The 16,753-nt window shown below is 63.9% G+C and carries 16 protein-coding genes; 13 read left to right on the top strand and 3 right to left on the bottom strand.

The annotated features are described in order from the left end of the window. Positions 1–44: 44 nt before the first annotated feature. Positions 45–1,109, top strand: a complete 1,065-nt coding sequence (gene fba / locus NFH98_RS01330) for a class II fructose-bisphosphate aldolase (RefSeq protein WP_045992249.1) — start codon at positions 45–47, stop codon at positions 1,107–1,109. 106 nt (positions 1,110–1,215) lie between these two features. On the opposite strand, the gene NFH98_RS01325 is transcribed toward fba, so the two are convergent. Beyond that, positions 1,216–2,304: a hypothetical protein gene (locus NFH98_RS01325; RefSeq protein WP_045992250.1), complete on the bottom strand. Its 1,089-nt coding sequence runs from the start codon at positions 2,302–2,304 to the stop codon at positions 1,216–1,218. Between the two features lie 268 nt (positions 2,305–2,572). Next, entirely contained in the window at positions 2,573–3,592 is a 1,020-nt protein-coding gene (locus NFH98_RS01320; protein ID WP_348827447.1) for an AraC family transcriptional regulator, read from the bottom strand. Positions 3,593–4,011: 419 nt separating this feature from the next. Here NFH98_RS01320 and NFH98_RS01315 point away from each other — a divergent pair, with 419 nt between their 5' ends. From NFH98_RS01315 to NFH98_RS01305, 3 genes are all read left to right on the top strand, one after another. Then, positions 4,012–4,533, top strand: a complete 522-nt coding sequence (locus NFH98_RS01315; protein ID WP_348827446.1) for a 2,4'-dihydroxyacetophenone dioxygenase family protein — start codon at positions 4,012–4,014, stop codon at positions 4,531–4,533. A 122-nt stretch (positions 4,534–4,655) separates the two neighbouring features. After that, positions 4,656–5,747 carry a zinc-binding dehydrogenase gene (locus NFH98_RS01310; RefSeq protein WP_348827445.1) on the top strand — a complete coding sequence of 364 codons (1,092 nt, stop codon included), beginning with the start codon at positions 4,656–4,658 and terminating at the stop codon, positions 5,745–5,747. Beyond that, positions 5,744–6,730 (top strand): 3-hydroxyacyl-CoA dehydrogenase, encoded by a 987-nt coding sequence (locus NFH98_RS01305; protein ID WP_348827444.1) that lies wholly within the window; start codon positions 5,744–5,746, stop codon positions 6,728–6,730. The genes NFH98_RS01310 and NFH98_RS01305 overlap by 4 nt, the downstream gene beginning before the upstream one ends. Before the next feature lie 42 nt (positions 6,731–6,772). On the opposite strand, the gene NFH98_RS01300 is transcribed toward NFH98_RS01305, so the two are convergent. Continuing rightward, a complete protein-coding gene (locus tag NFH98_RS01300; RefSeq protein ID WP_052704310.1) occupies positions 6,773–7,060 on the bottom strand; it encodes a DUF4235 domain-containing protein in 288 nt (95 codons plus the stop codon). A gap of 250 nt (positions 7,061–7,310) precedes the next feature. On the opposite strand from NFH98_RS01300, the gene NFH98_RS01295 reads away from it, so the two are divergent. The 9 genes from NFH98_RS01295 to NFH98_RS01255 all read left to right on the top strand — a co-directional run bounded on the left by NFH98_RS01295 (position 7,311) and on the right by NFH98_RS01255 (position 16,644). Beyond that, positions 7,311–8,003, top strand: a complete 693-nt coding sequence (locus tag NFH98_RS01295) for an HAD-IA family hydrolase (RefSeq protein ID WP_045992255.1) — start codon at positions 7,311–7,313, stop codon at positions 8,001–8,003. Positions 8,004–8,261: 258 nt separating this feature from the next. Then, a complete protein-coding gene (locus tag NFH98_RS01290) occupies positions 8,262–9,347 on the top strand; it encodes a LacI family DNA-binding transcriptional regulator (RefSeq protein WP_108131775.1) in 1,086 nt (361 codons plus the stop codon). After that, entirely contained in the window at positions 9,344–10,315 is a 972-nt protein-coding gene (locus NFH98_RS01285) for a sugar kinase (RefSeq protein WP_348827443.1), read from the top strand. Before NFH98_RS01290 ends, NFH98_RS01285 begins: the two co-directional genes overlap by 4 nt. Before the next feature lie 119 nt (positions 10,316–10,434). Then, positions 10,435–11,412: a 2-hydroxyacid dehydrogenase gene (locus NFH98_RS01280; RefSeq protein ID WP_108131777.1), complete on the top strand. Its 978-nt coding sequence runs from the start codon at positions 10,435–10,437 to the stop codon at positions 11,410–11,412. A gap of 71 nt (positions 11,413–11,483) precedes the next feature. After that, complete coding sequence (locus NFH98_RS01275; RefSeq protein ID WP_108131778.1) at positions 11,484–12,497, top strand: TRAP transporter substrate-binding protein; 1,014 nt, start codon at positions 11,484–11,486, stop codon at positions 12,495–12,497. A gap of 54 nt (positions 12,498–12,551) precedes the next feature. Next, positions 12,552–13,157 (top strand): TRAP transporter small permease, encoded by a 606-nt coding sequence (locus tag NFH98_RS01270; RefSeq protein WP_108131779.1) that lies wholly within the window; start codon positions 12,552–12,554, stop codon positions 13,155–13,157. Beyond that, a complete protein-coding gene (locus NFH98_RS01265; protein WP_108131780.1) occupies positions 13,154–14,461 on the top strand; it encodes a TRAP transporter large permease in 1,308 nt (435 codons plus the stop codon). The genes NFH98_RS01270 and NFH98_RS01265 overlap by 4 nt, the downstream gene beginning before the upstream one ends. 58 nt (positions 14,462–14,519) lie before the next feature. Next, positions 14,520–15,227: an HAD family hydrolase gene (locus NFH98_RS01260; RefSeq protein ID WP_108450006.1), complete on the top strand. Its 708-nt coding sequence runs from the start codon at positions 14,520–14,522 to the stop codon at positions 15,225–15,227. A 241-nt stretch (positions 15,228–15,468) separates the two neighbouring features. After that, on the top strand, positions 15,469–16,644 hold the full coding sequence (locus NFH98_RS01255; RefSeq protein WP_348827441.1) for an acetyl-CoA C-acetyltransferase: 1,176 nt from the start codon (positions 15,469–15,471) through the stop codon (positions 16,642–16,644). Positions 16,645–16,753 lie beyond the last annotated feature (109 nt).

Here is a 16,753-nt window from a genome sequence, read left to right as displayed (position 1 = left end):
CGACAGCATCGCGCTCTCGACCTCTTCAAGAATCAGGTACCTCCATGGCACTCGTCAGTATGCGCCAATTGCTGGACCACGCCGCCGAACATGGCTACGGCGTGCCGGCCTTCAACGTCAATAACCTCGAGCAGGTTCGCGCCATCATGGAAGCCGCGGACGCCACCGATTCCCCGGTGATCCTGCAGGCCTCCGCCGGCGCCCGTAAATACGCCGGCGCCCCCTTCCTGCGCCACCTGATCCTGGCCGCCGTGGAAGAGTTTCCGCATATTCCGGTGGTCATGCACCAGGACCACGGCACCAGCCCCGCTGTGTGCCAGCGCTCGATCCAGCTCGGCTTCTCCTCGGTGATGATGGACGGCTCCCTGGGCGAGGACGGCAAGACCCCGGCAGACTACGACTACAACGTCGATGTCACCCGCCGCACCGTCGAGATGGCCCACGCCTGTGGCGTCTCGGTAGAAGGTGAGCTCGGCTGCCTGGGCAGCCTGGAAACCGGCATGGCCGGTGAGGAAGACGGCATCGGCGCCGAGGGCAAGCTGAGCCACGACCAGCTGCTGACCGACCCGGAAGAGGCCGCCGACTTCGTCAAGGCCACCGGCGTCGACGCCCTGGCCATCGCCATCGGCACCAGCCACGGCGCCTACAAGTTCACCCGTCCGCCCACCGGCGACACCCTGTCGATCCAGCGTATCAAGGAAATCCACGAGCGCATCCCGGACACCCACCTGGTCATGCACGGCTCCTCCAGCGTGCCCCAGGAGTGGCTCGAGGTGATCAACGCCAACGGTGGTGCCATCCCCGAGACCTACGGCGTCCCGGTGGAAGAAATCGTCGAGGGCATCAAGCACGGCGTGCGCAAGGTCAACATCGACACCGATCTGCGTCTGGCCTCGACCGGTGCGGTACGTCGCTTCCTGGCCGAGAACCCGGCAGAGTTCGACCCGCGCAAGTTCCTCAAGCTTACCGTCAGCGCCATGAAGGACATCTGCATCGCCCGCTACGAAGCCTTCGGCACCGCCGGCAACGCCAGCAGGATCAAGCCGATCAGCCTGGAGGGCATGTTCGAGCGCTACGCCCGAGGTGAACTTGATCCAAAGGTGAAGTAAGCGTCGATCAGGTTCCCGCAGCGGTAACGCAAAACGCCCCATGCCGGCAAGGCTTGGGGCGTTTCGTTGTGCGCCGCTGGCACAACACCAAACCGCTCGTCAGGTGTCAGCAGGTGGACTCTTCCAGCCGTCGCCGCAACGGAATATTGGCCTCCGTGCGGGCCGAGGACACCGGTAGCTCGGCGCGAATGTCCTCGATGGCATTGAGCAGCGGCTCCAGCGCGGTGAGATGGCGCGGAGCACGCAGTCGTCGCTCCAGCGCCCGATAGACCTCATCGGGGTCTTCCCCCGGCGCCTGGCTCGAGGTAAAGGGTGCCCGCCGCGCAGCAGGCGCCACCGAGACAGGCTCGAATAACCGCGCGTAGGGGTCTTCGCCGGACCAGGTCAGACACAGCAGATGATCCCGGGTGACCTGAACGTTCAGTTCCGGATAACTGCGGGCAAGACGCACGAGACAGTCAACGACATCATCGGTAAGAAACGCCGCCAGGGCGTCATGTTCCGCCGTGCAGGCGACGAAATAGCGAGAAAAGGCACCCTCTCCCCAGCGTTCGCCAGTGGAACCGTGGTGCAACAGTCGCCACTTGCCCTCTCGCGGGTTGCAAAGATCCACCGCCGCCACCTCGAAGAGATCGCAGATCAGGCCGTTGCGATGATAGGTCCGACGGTCCTTGTCCATGCCCTCGTCATAGGCGAAGCGATAGACCCAGTATTCGCCACCGACGCGCTCATCAGCAGCCCTGCGGCAGTACTCAAGCTCGCCATTGTCCGCATAGGTACGCTGAAAGTCGGTGATCTTTCGCCGGAGCGTCGTCAGCATCGCATCAAGATCGACATCGGGCTCGGCCAGTCGAAAGTCGAGCTCCGCCGCACGCCGCACCAACAGTCGCAGGAAGGCGGCCACCCGCTCGGTGGCGTGCCAGTCGAAACCCAGCAAGGCTGCCCCGACCAGCGCCAGCGGAATCAGCCACGGCCAGGAGAGCCCTCCCGCCAGGGTGATGATAAAGCCGAGCGTGCCCAGCAACAGGCAGAGAAGCCCCAGCGCCAGAATCGTGGAGGAAGGACGCGGGTTGAGCGACACGTCCTCGTCCCGGGCGCGATCCAGGATCTGGATCAGCGACTCCCGTGATCTGGCCGCTTCCGCGGCATGCTGCTCGCGGCGCGTAAACCGATATGCCTTCCATAGCGGCGTCATCGTCGCGCCTCTCCTTCGCTCATGGTGATAGCTCTCTTGATGGCAACCTTGATGACAGTGATGTCAGCAGCAACAAGTCTAGTGTCCACCAAGACCTGGGCGCCCCTTGGCATGGCCACATCAGGGGTACACGGGCCGTCCCCATGGAGAGTGAAACACATCCTTCGGACCACACCCGGCTGCAGCTGTGCTGAAGCGATAACCTAAGCGCACTTCAGCGCAATCGCCTCGCGCCCACCACCCGGGCTGCCGACTCGAAGACCAGCGCCTAACCTGCGCCGTTCGATCTCCGCCGCTGGTGCTGGCGCCAGCGACTCGGCGCAACCCCAAACCAGCGGCGACAACCTCGCGTCAGCGCGCTCAACTCGGAGTAGCCCAGCAGATTCGCGATATCGGTCAACGGCAGCGACGTTTCCCGAAGATAATGAATCGCCAACTGCCTGCGGACCTCATCGACCAGATCCTGGAAACATCGCCCCCTGGTGGCCAGACGTCGCTGCAGCGTTCTCGGGTTCAGCGCCAGTCGCCTGGCGATGTCATCGAGTCCAGCGCCCCCCTGCCCCAGCTGCTGACGGATTTGCCACGACACTTCATCGACCAGATCTTGAGGGAGTTGTTCCAGCCGATAGGTCAGATACTGCTCCATCAAGCGATGCAGACGTCCGTCGGCGGTCACCAGAGGACGCTCGAGGTCGGAACATTCCAGCAGCCAGCCATCGGAAGGGCTGTTGAAGGTCGGCACCACCCCCAGCAAACGCTGATACAGGAGCGCAGGCACGCTGGGGGACGTCGCCAGATAGATGGCCCTGGGACGCCACTGCGGCCCCAGCAGCAACGACAGCAGGCGCTGGCCGACGCCTACCGGCAACTCGCTGATCTGGCGACCGGGAGCCGCCCCGCCCCCCACCATGGTGTAGCTGAGAAAGGCCTGGCGGGGGCCACGTTCGATGTCGATGACCGCACTGCTCGAGTGGGCGGAAAAGTGATGTGCCAGCTCCTCCAGCGCCAGGCCGACCGTAGCGGCATTCTGAATCAGGTAGAGCAAGGGTCCGAAGATATCGACTCCCTGGTACTGGCCGAACTTCAGGCCGAACAGCGAATCTCCGGATGCTTCGGCACAGTTTTCGAGCAGCATCGCCAGACTCGAGAACTCGATGATGCTTTCCGGCGACTCCAGCAACGAGAGCGATAGCCCCACCCTGGCAAGCTGGGCCTCGGGGTCGATGCCCTGCTGGCGCGCGAAGTTGGCAAAACCGTGCAGTGACGACGCTCGCGAATAGTCGGCCATGCTCTCTCCCTCAGCCTGACTTCCTTACCACCTACGTTGCTCGGATGCTGATTCTCTCTTCAATTTTCGAAGCGGTTCATCGTTTTCGAGGCGGTTGATCCTTGGGCTCTTGCCTCCAGCGCGCTTGGACTAGGCGCTGTCCGAAAAGTCGACGAGCGAAGGTTAGACAAGGCAAAAATCGGTGAGAAAGCGCAGTTTACGGGGTGTAAATGAGCATTTTGATCCGATTTTTAACGCCGTATTTCCGAGCGCAGGCACTTTTCAGACAAGCCCTAGCCCTCTCCATCTAAGGTCTAGCCCTAAGTGTCGCGCTAGGTCAAATCCTTGTCATCAAATGTCAAATCGGAGGATGTCAGGCAGACGAGGATGATGCTTCGAAGACGTTTCTTTGATCCATCCACGACAAGAGCGACAACAAGATGCCATTTCCTTTCCAGTTTTCGACCCATGATGCCCTGTTGACCCTGGATACCCAGGAACTCCCCATCTATGAAGACGCGCTGCCAGGCATCCCCGGCGTCGACGTCCAGCCGCTGTTTCTCGACCCGCACAACGGCGTCTGGGTGCTGCGGGTGAAGTTCAAACCCGGTGTGGTGCTGCCCAAGCACTACCACACCGGTACGGTGCACTTCTTCACCCTGTCGGGACGCTGGCACTATCTCGAGTATCCCGATCAACCCCAGACCGCCGGCTGCTACCTGTACGAGCCCGGCGGCTCCATCCATACCTTCGCCACTCCCGCCGACAATGACGGGATCACCGACACCTTCATGGTCGTCGAGGGCGCCAACGTCAACTTCGATCAGCAAGGCAACTATCTGGGGCTGATGGACGCCAGCAGCATCATGGGGCTCATCGATGCACTGATCACCGAGCGCGGCCTCGACCCGGCGCGCTATGTCACGCCTCCCCAACCGCACTACACCGACGCGCCGCGCTAGCCCGCCAAGATCACGCCTCCACGCGGCGTCAATCGACAAGACTCCCTACAACAATTGCGCTCGGTATGTGTCCCGCCAGGCAGGTGCCGCGGGGCCCGTCATCGACGCCAAGGAGATTCCCCATGCGCGCGATCGTCCTGCGCAACGAGCGACTCGGCCTCGAGTCACTGCCCGACCCGACGCCGGAAGCGGGAGAAGTGCTGGTCAAGACCCTGGCCTGCGGTATCTGCGGCAGCGATCTGCACATGGCAGATCACTGTCACGATGCGCTGGCGGGGCTTCGCAAGGGCCGCGTTCCGGTGGCCTTCGAACCGGACCAGGGCGTGGTCTTCGGCCACGAATTCTGTGCCGAGATCCTCGACCACGGCCCCGGCTGCGACAAGCGATACAAGGCCGGAACCCGCGTCTGCTCGGTGCCCTACGCGGTCAACGCCCAAGGCTTTCATCACATCGGCTATGCCAACGCCTACCCCGGCGGCTTCGGTGAGCTGATGCGCCTTCAGGAACACAGTCTGCTGGAGGTGCCCGGCGATTTGCCCAGCGAACTGGCGGCACTGACCGAGCCACTGGCCATCGGCCGCCACGCCGTCGCCAGAGCCCGGCTCGCCGGAGGCGAAGTGCCGATCGTGATCGGCTGCGGTCCGGTCGGCCTGTCGGTGGTGATGGCACTGAAGGCGGCCGGCTTTGGCCCGGTGGTGGCCACCGACTTCTCCCCCCATCGGCGCCAACTGGCCGAGTGCCTGGGTGCCGATATCGTTGTCGATCCGGCCGAACGTGCCCCCTTTGATTGCTGGCTCGAGGCCGCAGAAGCGCCACAGGGCTTCGACATGTACGGCCCCATGGCAATGCTGTCGATCGGCGCTCAGCCCAGGCCTTGCGTGGCCTTCGAGTGTGTCGGCGTGCCCGGTCTGATCGCCCGGACCATGCTCGACCTGCCACCAAGAAGCCGGCTGGTGGTGGTCGGCGTCTGCATGCAGACCGATCAGATCGAGCCGATCGTCGGTATTGGCAAGGAGCTGGACCTCAGCTTCTCGTTCGGCTACCGCCCCGAGGAGTTCGCTGCCACCCTCACCGACCTCGCCGACGGCCGCCTCGACGCCGCCCCCTTGATCACCGACCGCGTCACCCTCGACGGGGTCCCTGCGGTCTTCGAGACGCTTCGCCATCCCGGTGATCACGCCAAGATTCTGATCCAGCACGGAGACAGAACATGACCCCGAGCCTTTCCTCTTCTCTCGAAAATGGACCACACAGGCTGTGCGTGCTGGGTGGCGGCGTCCTGGGTGGCCAGATCGCCTGGCACAGCGCCTTCAAGGGCAAGAGTGTCATCGTCTATGACATCGACGACACGGCGCTGGAGCGCTGCCGCGCAAGCCATGACCACTACGCCGGCATCTATCAGGCCGACGTGTGCGCCAAGCCCGAAGCCATCGCCGCCACCCGCGCGCGGCTCGCCTACACCAGCGACCTGGCCGAAGCGGTGGCCGACGCCGAACTGGTGATCGAAGCCGTACCCGAAGATCCCGAGATCAAGCGCCAGCTGTACCGGACCTTGTCACCGCTGCTCAGCCCCGAGACCCTGGTGGCAACCAATTCCTCGACCCTGCTACCCGCCGACTTCGCCGATGACAGCGGACGCCCGGAGCGCTACTGCGCGCTGCACTTCGCCAACCTGGTGTGGATCATGAATGTGGCCGAGGTGATGGCTCACCCACGCACATCACGCACTACCCTGGAGTCGGTTACGCGCTTCGCCATCGACATCGGCATGATCCCCATCCCGGTCGAAAAGCCGCGCAACGGCTATCTGATCAACAGCTGGCTGGTGCCACTGCTGACAGCTTCCCTGACCCTGCTGCGTGAGGGCGTCGGCAGCGCCGAGATGATCGACCGCACCTTCATGAAAATGTGGAGCTCTGCAGCGGGGCCCTGCGGCATGATGGACATCATCGGCATGAAGACGTGCTTCGACGTCAGCCACCACTGGGGCGAGGTCGACGACAACGACGAGATGCGGGCCAACGCCGACTTCCTCCATCAGCGTTTTCTTGCCAACGGAAAGCTAGGTCTGCCCAGTGGCGAAGGCTTCTATCGTTATCCCGACCCCGCCTACTCCCAGAGCACCTTCATGGCGATCCCCGACCACAGCGAAGCAGGTCACATCGCGGCCCAGGTGCTCAAGGGCATGACGGGTTGACCCAGGAAGGGGCGGTGGGCGACGCCCCTTGCTGTACTGTGATCAACGCTTGCCGGGCAGCAGCCTGGCAGAACGCCCGCCCTTGCGGGTCTTGTCCAGCGCCTTGCGCCCGGCGCTACGGCCCACTACGCGGGCCACGCCGACCATCACGCCGGTAGCGGCTCCCCACAGGATCGCCTCGCGCCACTCGACGTCGTCGCGATCCGGATTTTCCGGCGGTTCCTTGTCCGATACCTTTTGATAGGCACGCTTGGCGGCCTTGCGTGACATCACGCTGGCCCCCACCGCGGCCGCGGATCCCACGATGGACCACAGTGTCTCTTCTTTCATGAGTACCTCCTTGAACCATGGCCGGGGCCATCCCGCCCCGAGAATGTGGTGTTTCGAACACCGCAGTGTTTCAGCATAGCGAAGAGGTCCTCGCCGCCTCAAATTCCCCTTTTCCGCACCGCAATAGTGCGGACTGCGCAGCGTGAAAAAACAGTGTTCAAAAATTGTGGTTTTCGACTTCGAACACAGGCAGACTCCGCAGAAATCTGCAACACTGTTCGATAACGCAACGAATCGCGAGGTCGCCTCCATGGCTCGCCCCCTCTGCCTGCTGTTCGACTGTGACGGTACCCTGGTGGACAGTGAACCCCTGCTGGCCGCCGAGATGGCCGTCAGCCTCTCCGCCGCCGGACTGCCGTTCCGGGCCGAGGACTATATGGGCGACTTTCGCGGCGCGCGCTTTCGCAACATCGTCGCCACCCTCGAGGCACAACATGGTCAGGTCGATCCGGACCACCTCGAGGTGCTGGAAGCGAGCATGCGCGCCAACCTCAACCGCCGCCTGGCCACCGACCTGACCCCCATCGCCGGTGCCACCGAGGCCCTCGCCGCGCTGTCGCACTACCCCATGGGCGTGGTTTCCAACGGCCCCGAAAACAAGGTGCGCACCTCGCTTGCCACCGTGGGCCTGACCGAGGTGTTCGGCAATCGCCTGTTCAGCGGCTACACGGCCAACTGCTGGAAGCCGGACCCCTGCCTGTACCTGCATGCCGCCAGCATCATGGGCTTCGCCGCCGAGGACTGCATCGCCATCGATGACGCCATCGTCGGCGTCAACGCGGCCCTGGCCGCAGGCATGACCGTGGTCCACCTCAATCGCTTCGCCGATGCCGAAGAAACGCCCGAAGGCGCCCACATGATCACCAGCATGTTCCAGCTGCCGACGGTCATCTCACGGCTGCAGAAGGATCGCGACAGACACGCCATGCTCTCCAGCGGCTAAATTCCGCTGCATATACCCTGAGGCCCGGCAATTGTCGGGCCTTTTCATTGCTCTACATCACCTCAAGACCATTGTCTAAGGCACGCCTTGTTGCTGGCTTCGGCCTTTAGCGCCTAAGCTTGTCAGCCAATGGGAACGTTCCCATACGGACTTCTCGACGTCCTGCCGTTGTCGCATCACCTGGCCTGCCCACCTCGACAGGGCTCGCCAGCGTCGCCCTTGTAAACGGACGATGCCATCTTATCCAAGAGCCGCCCCATGAATGACCGCCGTCGACCCGCCACCATCCTCGAAGTCGCCCGCCAGGCTGGCGTCTCCAAGACCAGCGTCTCGCGCTACTACAGCGGTGAACGAGAACGGCTGTCCGGGGCCATGCGCGAGCGTATCGTCGCTGCCGCCACTGCGCTGGGCTACCAGCCCAATCCCATGGCCCGGGGCCTCAAGGGAGGCCCCTCCGGCCTGGTCGGCATGCTGGTGGCCGATATCCGCAATCCTTTTTCGGTGGCGATCATGCATGGCGTCGAACAGGCCTGTCGTCAGGCGGGACTGTCGTTGATGGTGTGCAACAGCGATAACGACCTCGAGCAGGAGCGCCAGCAGCTGGCGCTGCTGTCGTCCTACCGTATCGAGGGCCTGGTGGTAAACGCGACCGGCCGCCACAGCGACGCCCTCGCCCAGCTGGCCGACAGCGGCACGCCGTTGGTACTGCTCGATCGCAGCCTCGCCGACGTCCATGCCGACGAGGTAGGGCTCGACAACGACGCCGCCATCGACATGGCCATCGCGCACTTGCGCGAACAGGGCTACGGGCGCCTGTTGTTCATTACCGAACCGCCGGCCCAGGCCAGCTCTCGTCAAGCTCGTCTGGAGCGCTTCAACCAGCGCTGCCGTGACGGCTCGCTATCCGGCGACACCCTGGTCATCGAGCTTGGCGATCGCCAACGCCTGGACCAGGCATTGGCTCGATTTGTCGATAGCGCAGGCGATTCCCGCCCGGCGATCCTCTGCGCCAATGGCCAGGTAACCCTGGCACTGACCCGACGCATGAAGGCCCTCGGCTACCTCCTGGGAGAGATCGGGCTGATGGGCATCGACGAGCTAGAGTGGTGTGACCTGACCGAACCGGGCATCACCACCCTTGCCCAGCCCACCGGTGCCATCGGTCAGGCCGCCGTCGACTGCCTGCGCGCCCGTGCCGTCGGGCCTCGGCAGGCGCCGCAGCGTGCGACCTTCGCCCCGACGCTGACGGCAAGGGGCTCCACCCAGCCCGCTGCCACCCCTTCCGCCACTGCGGAGCCTTCCTCAGTGTCCTCTTCGTCTTCCACCTCAGAGACCTCCTCATGAACCAGAACACTCCTGACATCCTTACCTTCGGCGAGGCCATGACGCTGTTCGCCGCCGACGCCCCTGGCGACCTGGCCGAGGTCGAGCGCTTTTCGCGCAGCTGTGCCGGCGCCGACACCAACGTGGCCATCGGCCTGTCACGGCTGGGCTTCAAGGTGGGCTGGCTCAGTCGGGTCGGCGAAGACTGTTTTGGCCGCTACCTGCGTGCGAGCCTGGAGCGCGAAGGCCTCGACTGTCGCTACCTGATCACCGACGCCGAGCACGCCACCGGTCTGGTGTTCAAGGAGCGCGCGGTGGGCGGCGCGGATCCCCGAGTCGAATACCGTCGCCACAACAGCGCCGCCAGCAAGCTGTCGCCGGCCGACGCCCAGGACGTCGACTTCAGCACCCTGCGCCATCTGCACGCAACCGGCATCCCGCCTGCGTTGTCCGCCAGCTGCCGTGAACTCTCGCAGTTTCTGCTCGAAAAGGCCCGCCAGCATGGCACCAGCGTGTCCTTCGATCCCAACCTGCGTCCGACCCTGTGGGCCAGCGAAAGCGAGATGCGCGACACCCTCAACGGCCTGGCCGCCCAGGCCAACTGGGTGCTGCCCGGCCTGTCCGAGGGCCAGTTGCTGACCGGCCAGACCAGCGCCCACGATATCGCCGGCTTCTACCTGGATCAGGGTGCAGATGCCGTGGTGATCAAGCTAGGCCCGGAGGGCAGCTACTACCGCGGCTCCCTGACAGGGCAAGACGAAGCCTTCACCGTGGCCGGCGTCCCGGTGGAGACGGTGGTTGATACCGTCGGCGCCGGGGATGGCTTCGCCGTGGGCTTCGTCAGCGCCATGCTCGATGGTCTCGATCCACGCCAGGCGCTCAAGCGCGCCAACCTTATCGGCGCCGAGCAGGTCCAGGTACCGGGCGACATGGAAGGACTCCCCGACCGCGAGCGCCTGGACCAACTGGAAGCCGCAACCGCGGCCTGACGCGCCGACTGCCGAAGGCCCCCTTGCCTTCGGCAGACGTCACCCGACGCGGCCCCCGGCTGCCCCATGCCGAAAAGGACGGCCGGCAACCCACCGCACCACAACGACAAGAGCACCCCATGACCAAACGCATCCTGGTATTTCGCGAGATCAACCAAGAGCAGCTCGACGCCCTGCGCGAGGAGTTCCACGTGGACTACCTGCCGGGCGTCTCGCATACGGAGGACCCGGCCTTTGTCGACGCCCTGTCACGGGCTCATGGCCTGGTTGGTTCAAGCCTCAAGATCACCTCCTCGCTGCTCGACAGGGCGCCGAACCTCGAGGCTATCGCCAGTATTTCGGTGGGCTACGACAACTATCCCCTCGACGAGCTGACCCGCCGCGGCATCCTGTTGTGCAACACCCCTGACGTCTTGACCGAGACCACCGCCGATACGGGCTTTCTGCTGATCATGAGCACCGCACGGCGAGCCGTCGAACTGGCCGAGCTGGTCAAGCAAGGCAACTGGAAGGAAAGCATCGGCAAGCCGCTCTATGGCAGCGACGTCCACGGCAAGACCCTGGGCATGGTCGGCATGGGCCGCATCGGCGCCGCCATCGCCCGCCGCGGCGCCCTGGGCTTCGGCATGAAGATCCTCTATACCAAGGCCTCACCCAAGCCTGAGCTCGAGCGAGAACTCGGCGCCCAGCGACGCGAGCTGGAAGAGCTGCTCGAGCAGGCCGATTTCGTCTGCGTCACGGTGCCGCTCTCCCGCGAGACCGAAAAGCTCTTTGGAGCCGCCGAGTTCCAGCGCATGAAGCCCGGCGCCATCTTCGTCAACCTGGCCCGTGGCAAGGTGGTAGACGAAGCCGCCATGATCGCGGCGCTGCAAGACGGCACCCTGCACGCCGCCGGCCTCGACGTCTACGAGCAGGAGCCGCTGCCCGCAGATTCACCGCTGCCGCACATGGCCAATGTGGTCGCCCTGCCCCATATCGGCTCGGCCACCCACGAGACGCGTACCGCCATGGCCCAGCGCGCGGTGGACAATATCCGCCTGGCGCTCAAGGGCGAACGCCCGTTGAGTCCAGTCAACGACGAAGTGCTGAACGACTGAAGATCCATGGGGTGGCCGGCCCCATCCCCTGAATCGGCCAACGCCTGACAACACAATAAATCGAGGTTTACATGACTCATACCCCCAAGCCCCTTTCCCGCACCTCCATTGCGCGCCTCGGCCACGGTCTGCTGGTCGGCGCTACCCTGTTCGCCGGGCTCGGCCTCGGTGCCAGCGCCCAAGCCTTCGATCTGCGCTTCGGTCACGGCGGCACCGAGGACACTGCCTACCATCTCGGTGCCACCCGCTTTAAGGAACTGCTCGAACAGTCCGACACCGACCTCGGAGTGCAGATCATGGGCAACTCCGTGCTCGGGCACGAGACAGAAATGTTCGAGCAGCAGATGGCGGGTGCCCTCGACATGTCGATCATCAACCCGGGATTGATCACCGACTTCTCGGATACCGCCAACGTCTTTTCCATTCCCTTCCTGTACCGCGACCAGGAGCACTGGCAAACCGTGCTCGACGGTGAGGTTGGCCGTGAGATTGCCGACCAGATCACCGCCGAGACCGGAGTCAAAGTGCTGGCATTCTTCGGCGGTGGCAAGCGCCAGATCGTCTCCAGTCGGGCACTCGACAGCCTCGAAGATCTCGAGGGCATGAAGCTTCGCACCAACCCCACCAAGCCGCTGATCACCGCCTGGTCTGCCCTCGGCACCGAGCCCACCGTGATGGCCTGGAAGGAAATCTATACCGGCCTGCAACTGGGCGCCATCGATGGCCTGCTCAACGAGGCGGAGTGGATCCACCGTATGCGCTTCCATGAGGTGGCGCCGCACATCGGCCTTTCCGAACACGACATCACCGTGCGCCTGCTGACCATGTCCGAGATGACCTGGGACCGGCTGGACGAAGCGCAACAGGAGGCGGTCATGGATGCGGCTTACCAGGCCGCAAGCTATGCCCGCGGGGTACAGCTCGATCAGGACTCCGAGGCGCTCGACCTGCTGGTCGAAGAAGGTGCGACCCTGCATGAACTCGACCGCGAGAAGATGCAGGAAATCGTCAGTGAGCCGCTGGCCGAGGTGATCGAGGAGATGGGCCTGACCGAGCTGCATCAAATGATCGTCAACGCCGAGTAACCTCCCCCCCGCACCGGGGCAAGCCCCGGTGCCTACCTTCAAGAGGATGAGACCATGAGGCTCTTCCTGAACGTGCTCTCGCGCGCGAATCGCGCGCTCGAGAAACTACTGCACTGGATATTGCTGGCGTTGCTGTTCGGTTTTATCGCCATGATCATCTACCAGATCGTCAGCCGGAACCTGCCGCTGCTGCCACGCCTTTACTGGACCGAAGAATTCAGCCGGTTTGCCTTCCAGTGGATGATCATGCTGGGAACCGCCATCGGCGTGCTTCACGCCGACCACTTCGTACTCGAGGCCTTTCCCCGTGGCACTCGTGCCGATCGCCTAACCCGCTGGATCCGTGACCTGGCATGCCTTGCAGTCGGTGTCATCTTCGTCGTGTATGGCCAGGAATTCGCCGCCTCAGGCCTGCGCCGCAGCGCTACCGCCTCGGGGCTTTCAATGATCTTCGTCTATTCGGCCTTTATGGTCTGTGGCCTATTCATTGTGCTATTCGCACTTGAGCGTCTGGCCCGGGCCGTGCTCGACGGCCTTGATGCCATGGAAGCCGCCATGAACACGCCAGATCCCGTGCAGGAGGCCATCGCGGCCCAGCAAGAACACCATCTCGACCTGGATGCGCCTCAACAGAGTACCGGCGCCGGGAGGCCATCATGATCTCCATGGATGCCATCTTTATCCTGCCATGGCTGCTGTTTGGCCTGCTCGGCGTGCTTATCGTTGTTGGTGTACCCATCGCCATGGCCCTGGTGCTGACCGCAGTAGGCATGGTCATCCTCGATCCTCGCCTGACCTACTGGGTCATGTTCCAGCGCATGTACAACGGCATGGACTCCTTTGTGCTGCTGGCTGTGCCGTTGTTCCTGCTGGCCGGCAATCTGATGAACGCCGCACGCATCACCGACCGCCTGATCACTCTTTGCATGCGTCTCGTCGGTCACGTCAAGGGGGCGCTTGCCCACGTCAACGTCATGGTCAGCATGCTGTTCGCCGGCGTGTCGGGTTCGTCCACCGCCGACAGTGCCGGTGTCGGTACCGTGCTGATCCCGGCCATGCAGCGTGAAGGCTACCCCACGCACTTCGCTGTGGCCGTGACCGCCGCATCCTCAGTCATGGGCATCATCATTCCTCCATCGATCAACATGATCGTATGGGGCGCCCTGACCAATACTTCCATCGCCGGGCTCTTCTTGGGCGGGATTCTTCCGGGGGTAATGATTGGCGTCGCCCAGTTGCTGATGAACATGGGCTACGTGCGGCGCTACCAGGTGCCGGTACGCCCCCGAGCCAGCTGGCGCCAACTGGCCAGCTCCAGCAAGGACGGACTACTCGCCGCAGGCATCCCGGTGGTGATCATCGGCGGTATTACCCTGGGTATCGTAACCCCCACCGAAGCGGCGGTAATCGCCGTGCTTTACGCTCTGATACTGGGTTTCATCGTTTACCGGGAGCTGAGCTTTCGCCAGGTTCTCGATGCCTCGACCGATACCGTGCGGTTGTGCTCGCTCTCGCTCTTCAGTCTGGTGGGCGCGGCCATCTTCGGCTATCTAATCAGCTTCTATCAGATCCCGCCCAAGTTGATGGAAGGCGTCAACATCACCAACCCGGTGACCCTGTTGATCATCATGACGCTGGTGATGCTGCTCATCGGCACCTTCATGGATTCGCTGCCCGCCATGGCCATCATGGCACCGATCTTCCAGCCGCTGGCGATGCAGGCCGGGGTGCATCCGGTGCAATTCGGTGTCATCGGCGTCATGGCGCTGGGGCTCGGCCTCATTACGCCGCCCTATGGACTCTGCCTGATGATTTCCGCCAAGATCGGAGGCATTCCGCTGCTGAAAGCGCTCGCCACCACCCTGCTGTATCTAGCGGTAATGCTGGCAGTGATTCTGCTGCTGATCGTCTTTCCCGACATCGTTCTGGCAATCCCGCGCCTGATCGCGCCGGATTTCGTCTGATCATCATCCGCCGCGACCGTCCCCACTGTCGCGGCCTTCCTCCTGTTCTGAGGTATCCATGTCCGACACCACCGCCCCCCTCTGCCTGCTGTTCGACTCCGACGGCACCCTGGTCGACAGCGAGCCGCTGCTCGCCCGGGCCATGGCCGAGACCTTCCCCGACTTCGGCCTGCCGTTCACGCCCGAGCAGTACATGGAGGAGTTTCGCGGCGTGCGCTTTCTCGACATCGTGCTCGAACTCGAGCAACGCTTCGGCGCCCTCGATGACGCCCGGCGCGACGTCATGGAGGATCGCCTGCGGGACAATATGGCCGCGCGCATGAAGGCCGAGCTGACCCCGGTTCCGGGCATCCCGGAAGCCCTTGCAGCGCTTTCCGGCCACCCCAAGGCGGTGGCCTCCAACGGCCCGCTGGCCAAGATCCGACTGGCCATGGCAACCAGTGGACTGGCGCCGCACTTCGGCGACAATCTCTACAGCGCCTACGAGTTGCAGGTGTGGAAGCCGGACCCCGGGTTGTATCTCGCCGCCGCCGAAGGCATGGGCGCCGAACCGGAGAACTGCGTGGTGATCGACGACGCTGCGGTAGGGGTGGAAGCCGGACTCAAGGCCGGCATGCAGGTCATCCACATCAACCACTTTCCCGACGAGGAGCACACCCCGGAGGGCGCCATCGCCATCACCCACGCCAGCGAACTGGTGACAGCCATCGAGCGCTTGAACCTGGAGCGGCGAGGTCACCAGCGGGGCGTCGCCGCCACCGAGTAACCGGGCCAGGGCGCTGCGAGACACTCGTCCAGGCCCCCCCAGGCCAACCGGAGGTCTTTTCGCCACTCTTTGCTACTTTAGCGATCGTCGGCGCTCTATGCGCGATTGACCACAACGGCTCGCGAATTGATCTTGATCGCTATACTAAAGTCCCCCGTCGAAACCGGGCATACAGGGATTGCCGCGTTGCACAAGGCTCCCTATGCTGACGGGACAGCCCCTTAAAGTCAGGAGACACTCCATGCAAGAAGTGGTGATCGTTGCTGCACGCCGTACCGCCGTTGGCGCCTTCGGTGGCTCCCTCGCCGGCATTCCCGCCAGCGACCTTGGCGCCGCCGTGATCAAGGACGTGCTGGCACAGACCGGCGTCAAGCCGGAACAGGTCGACGAGGTCCTGCTGGGGCAGGTGCTGACCGCAGGTGTCGGCCAGAACCCCGCCCGTCAGGCGTCCATCAAGGCAGGCCTGCCCGACGCCGTGCCCGCCATGACCATCAACAAGGTCTGCGGCTCCGGCCTCAAGGCCCTGCATCTGGGCGCCCAGGCGATCATGCTCGGCGACGCCGAGGTGATCATCGCCGGCGGTCAGGAAAACATGTCGGCTTCCCCGCACGTGCTGCCCAATTCACGCAACGGCCAGCGCATGGGTGACTGGAAGGCCATCGATACCATGGTCCATGACGGCCTGTGGGACGCCTTCAACAACTACCATATGGGCATCACCGCCGAGAACCTCGGCGAGAAGTACGGTGTCACCCGCGAGGAGATGGACGCCTTCGCCGCCGCCTCCCAGCAGAAGGCCGCCGCCGCGATCAAGGAAGGCCGCTTCAAGGGCCAGATCGTGCCGATCGAGATTCCCCAGCGCAAGGGCGACCCGGTGGTCTTCGACACCGACGAGAACCCCCGCGAAGTGTCCGCAGAAAAACTCGGCACCATGCGTCCGGCGTTCAAGAAGGACGGCACCGTGACCGCCGGCAACGCCTCCTCGCTCAACGATGGCGCCGCCGTGGTCATGCTGTGCTCCGCCGAAAAGGCCAAGGAGCTCGGCCTGGAGCCGCTGGCACGCATCAAGGCCTACTCCAACGCCGGCGTCGACCCGGCGATCATGGGCATCGGCCCGGCGCCGGCCACCCGCCGCTGCCTCGAGAAGGCCGGCTGGAGCATCGATGAGCTGGATCTGGTCGAGGCCAACGAGGCCTTCGCCGCCCAGGCCATCTCGGTCAACAAGGAGCTCGGCTGGGATACCGACAAGATCAACGTCAACGGCGGTGCCATCGCCCTCGGCCACCCGATCGGCGCCTCCGGCTGCCGCGTGCTGGTGACCCTGGTCCACGAGATGATCGCCCGCGACGCCAAGAAGGGCCTTGCTACCCTGTGTATCGGTGGCGGTCAGGGCGTGGCGCTCGCCATCGAGCGCTGATCGGCGCCTCGACGCAAGAGGGCGCTGACCGACAGGCCCTCGCCAATCGAGCACTTGCGAAGTAAGCACTGCCCAGATAGGCCCCTGCCCAGCAGGGGCCTTTTTCATG

This window comes from Halomonas sp. H33-56 (genome assembly GCF_040147035.1).
Lineage (GTDB): Bacteria > Pseudomonadota > Gammaproteobacteria > Pseudomonadales > Halomonadaceae > Halomonas > Halomonas litopenaei.
This window is presented reverse-complemented; position numbering and strand designations above follow the sequence as displayed.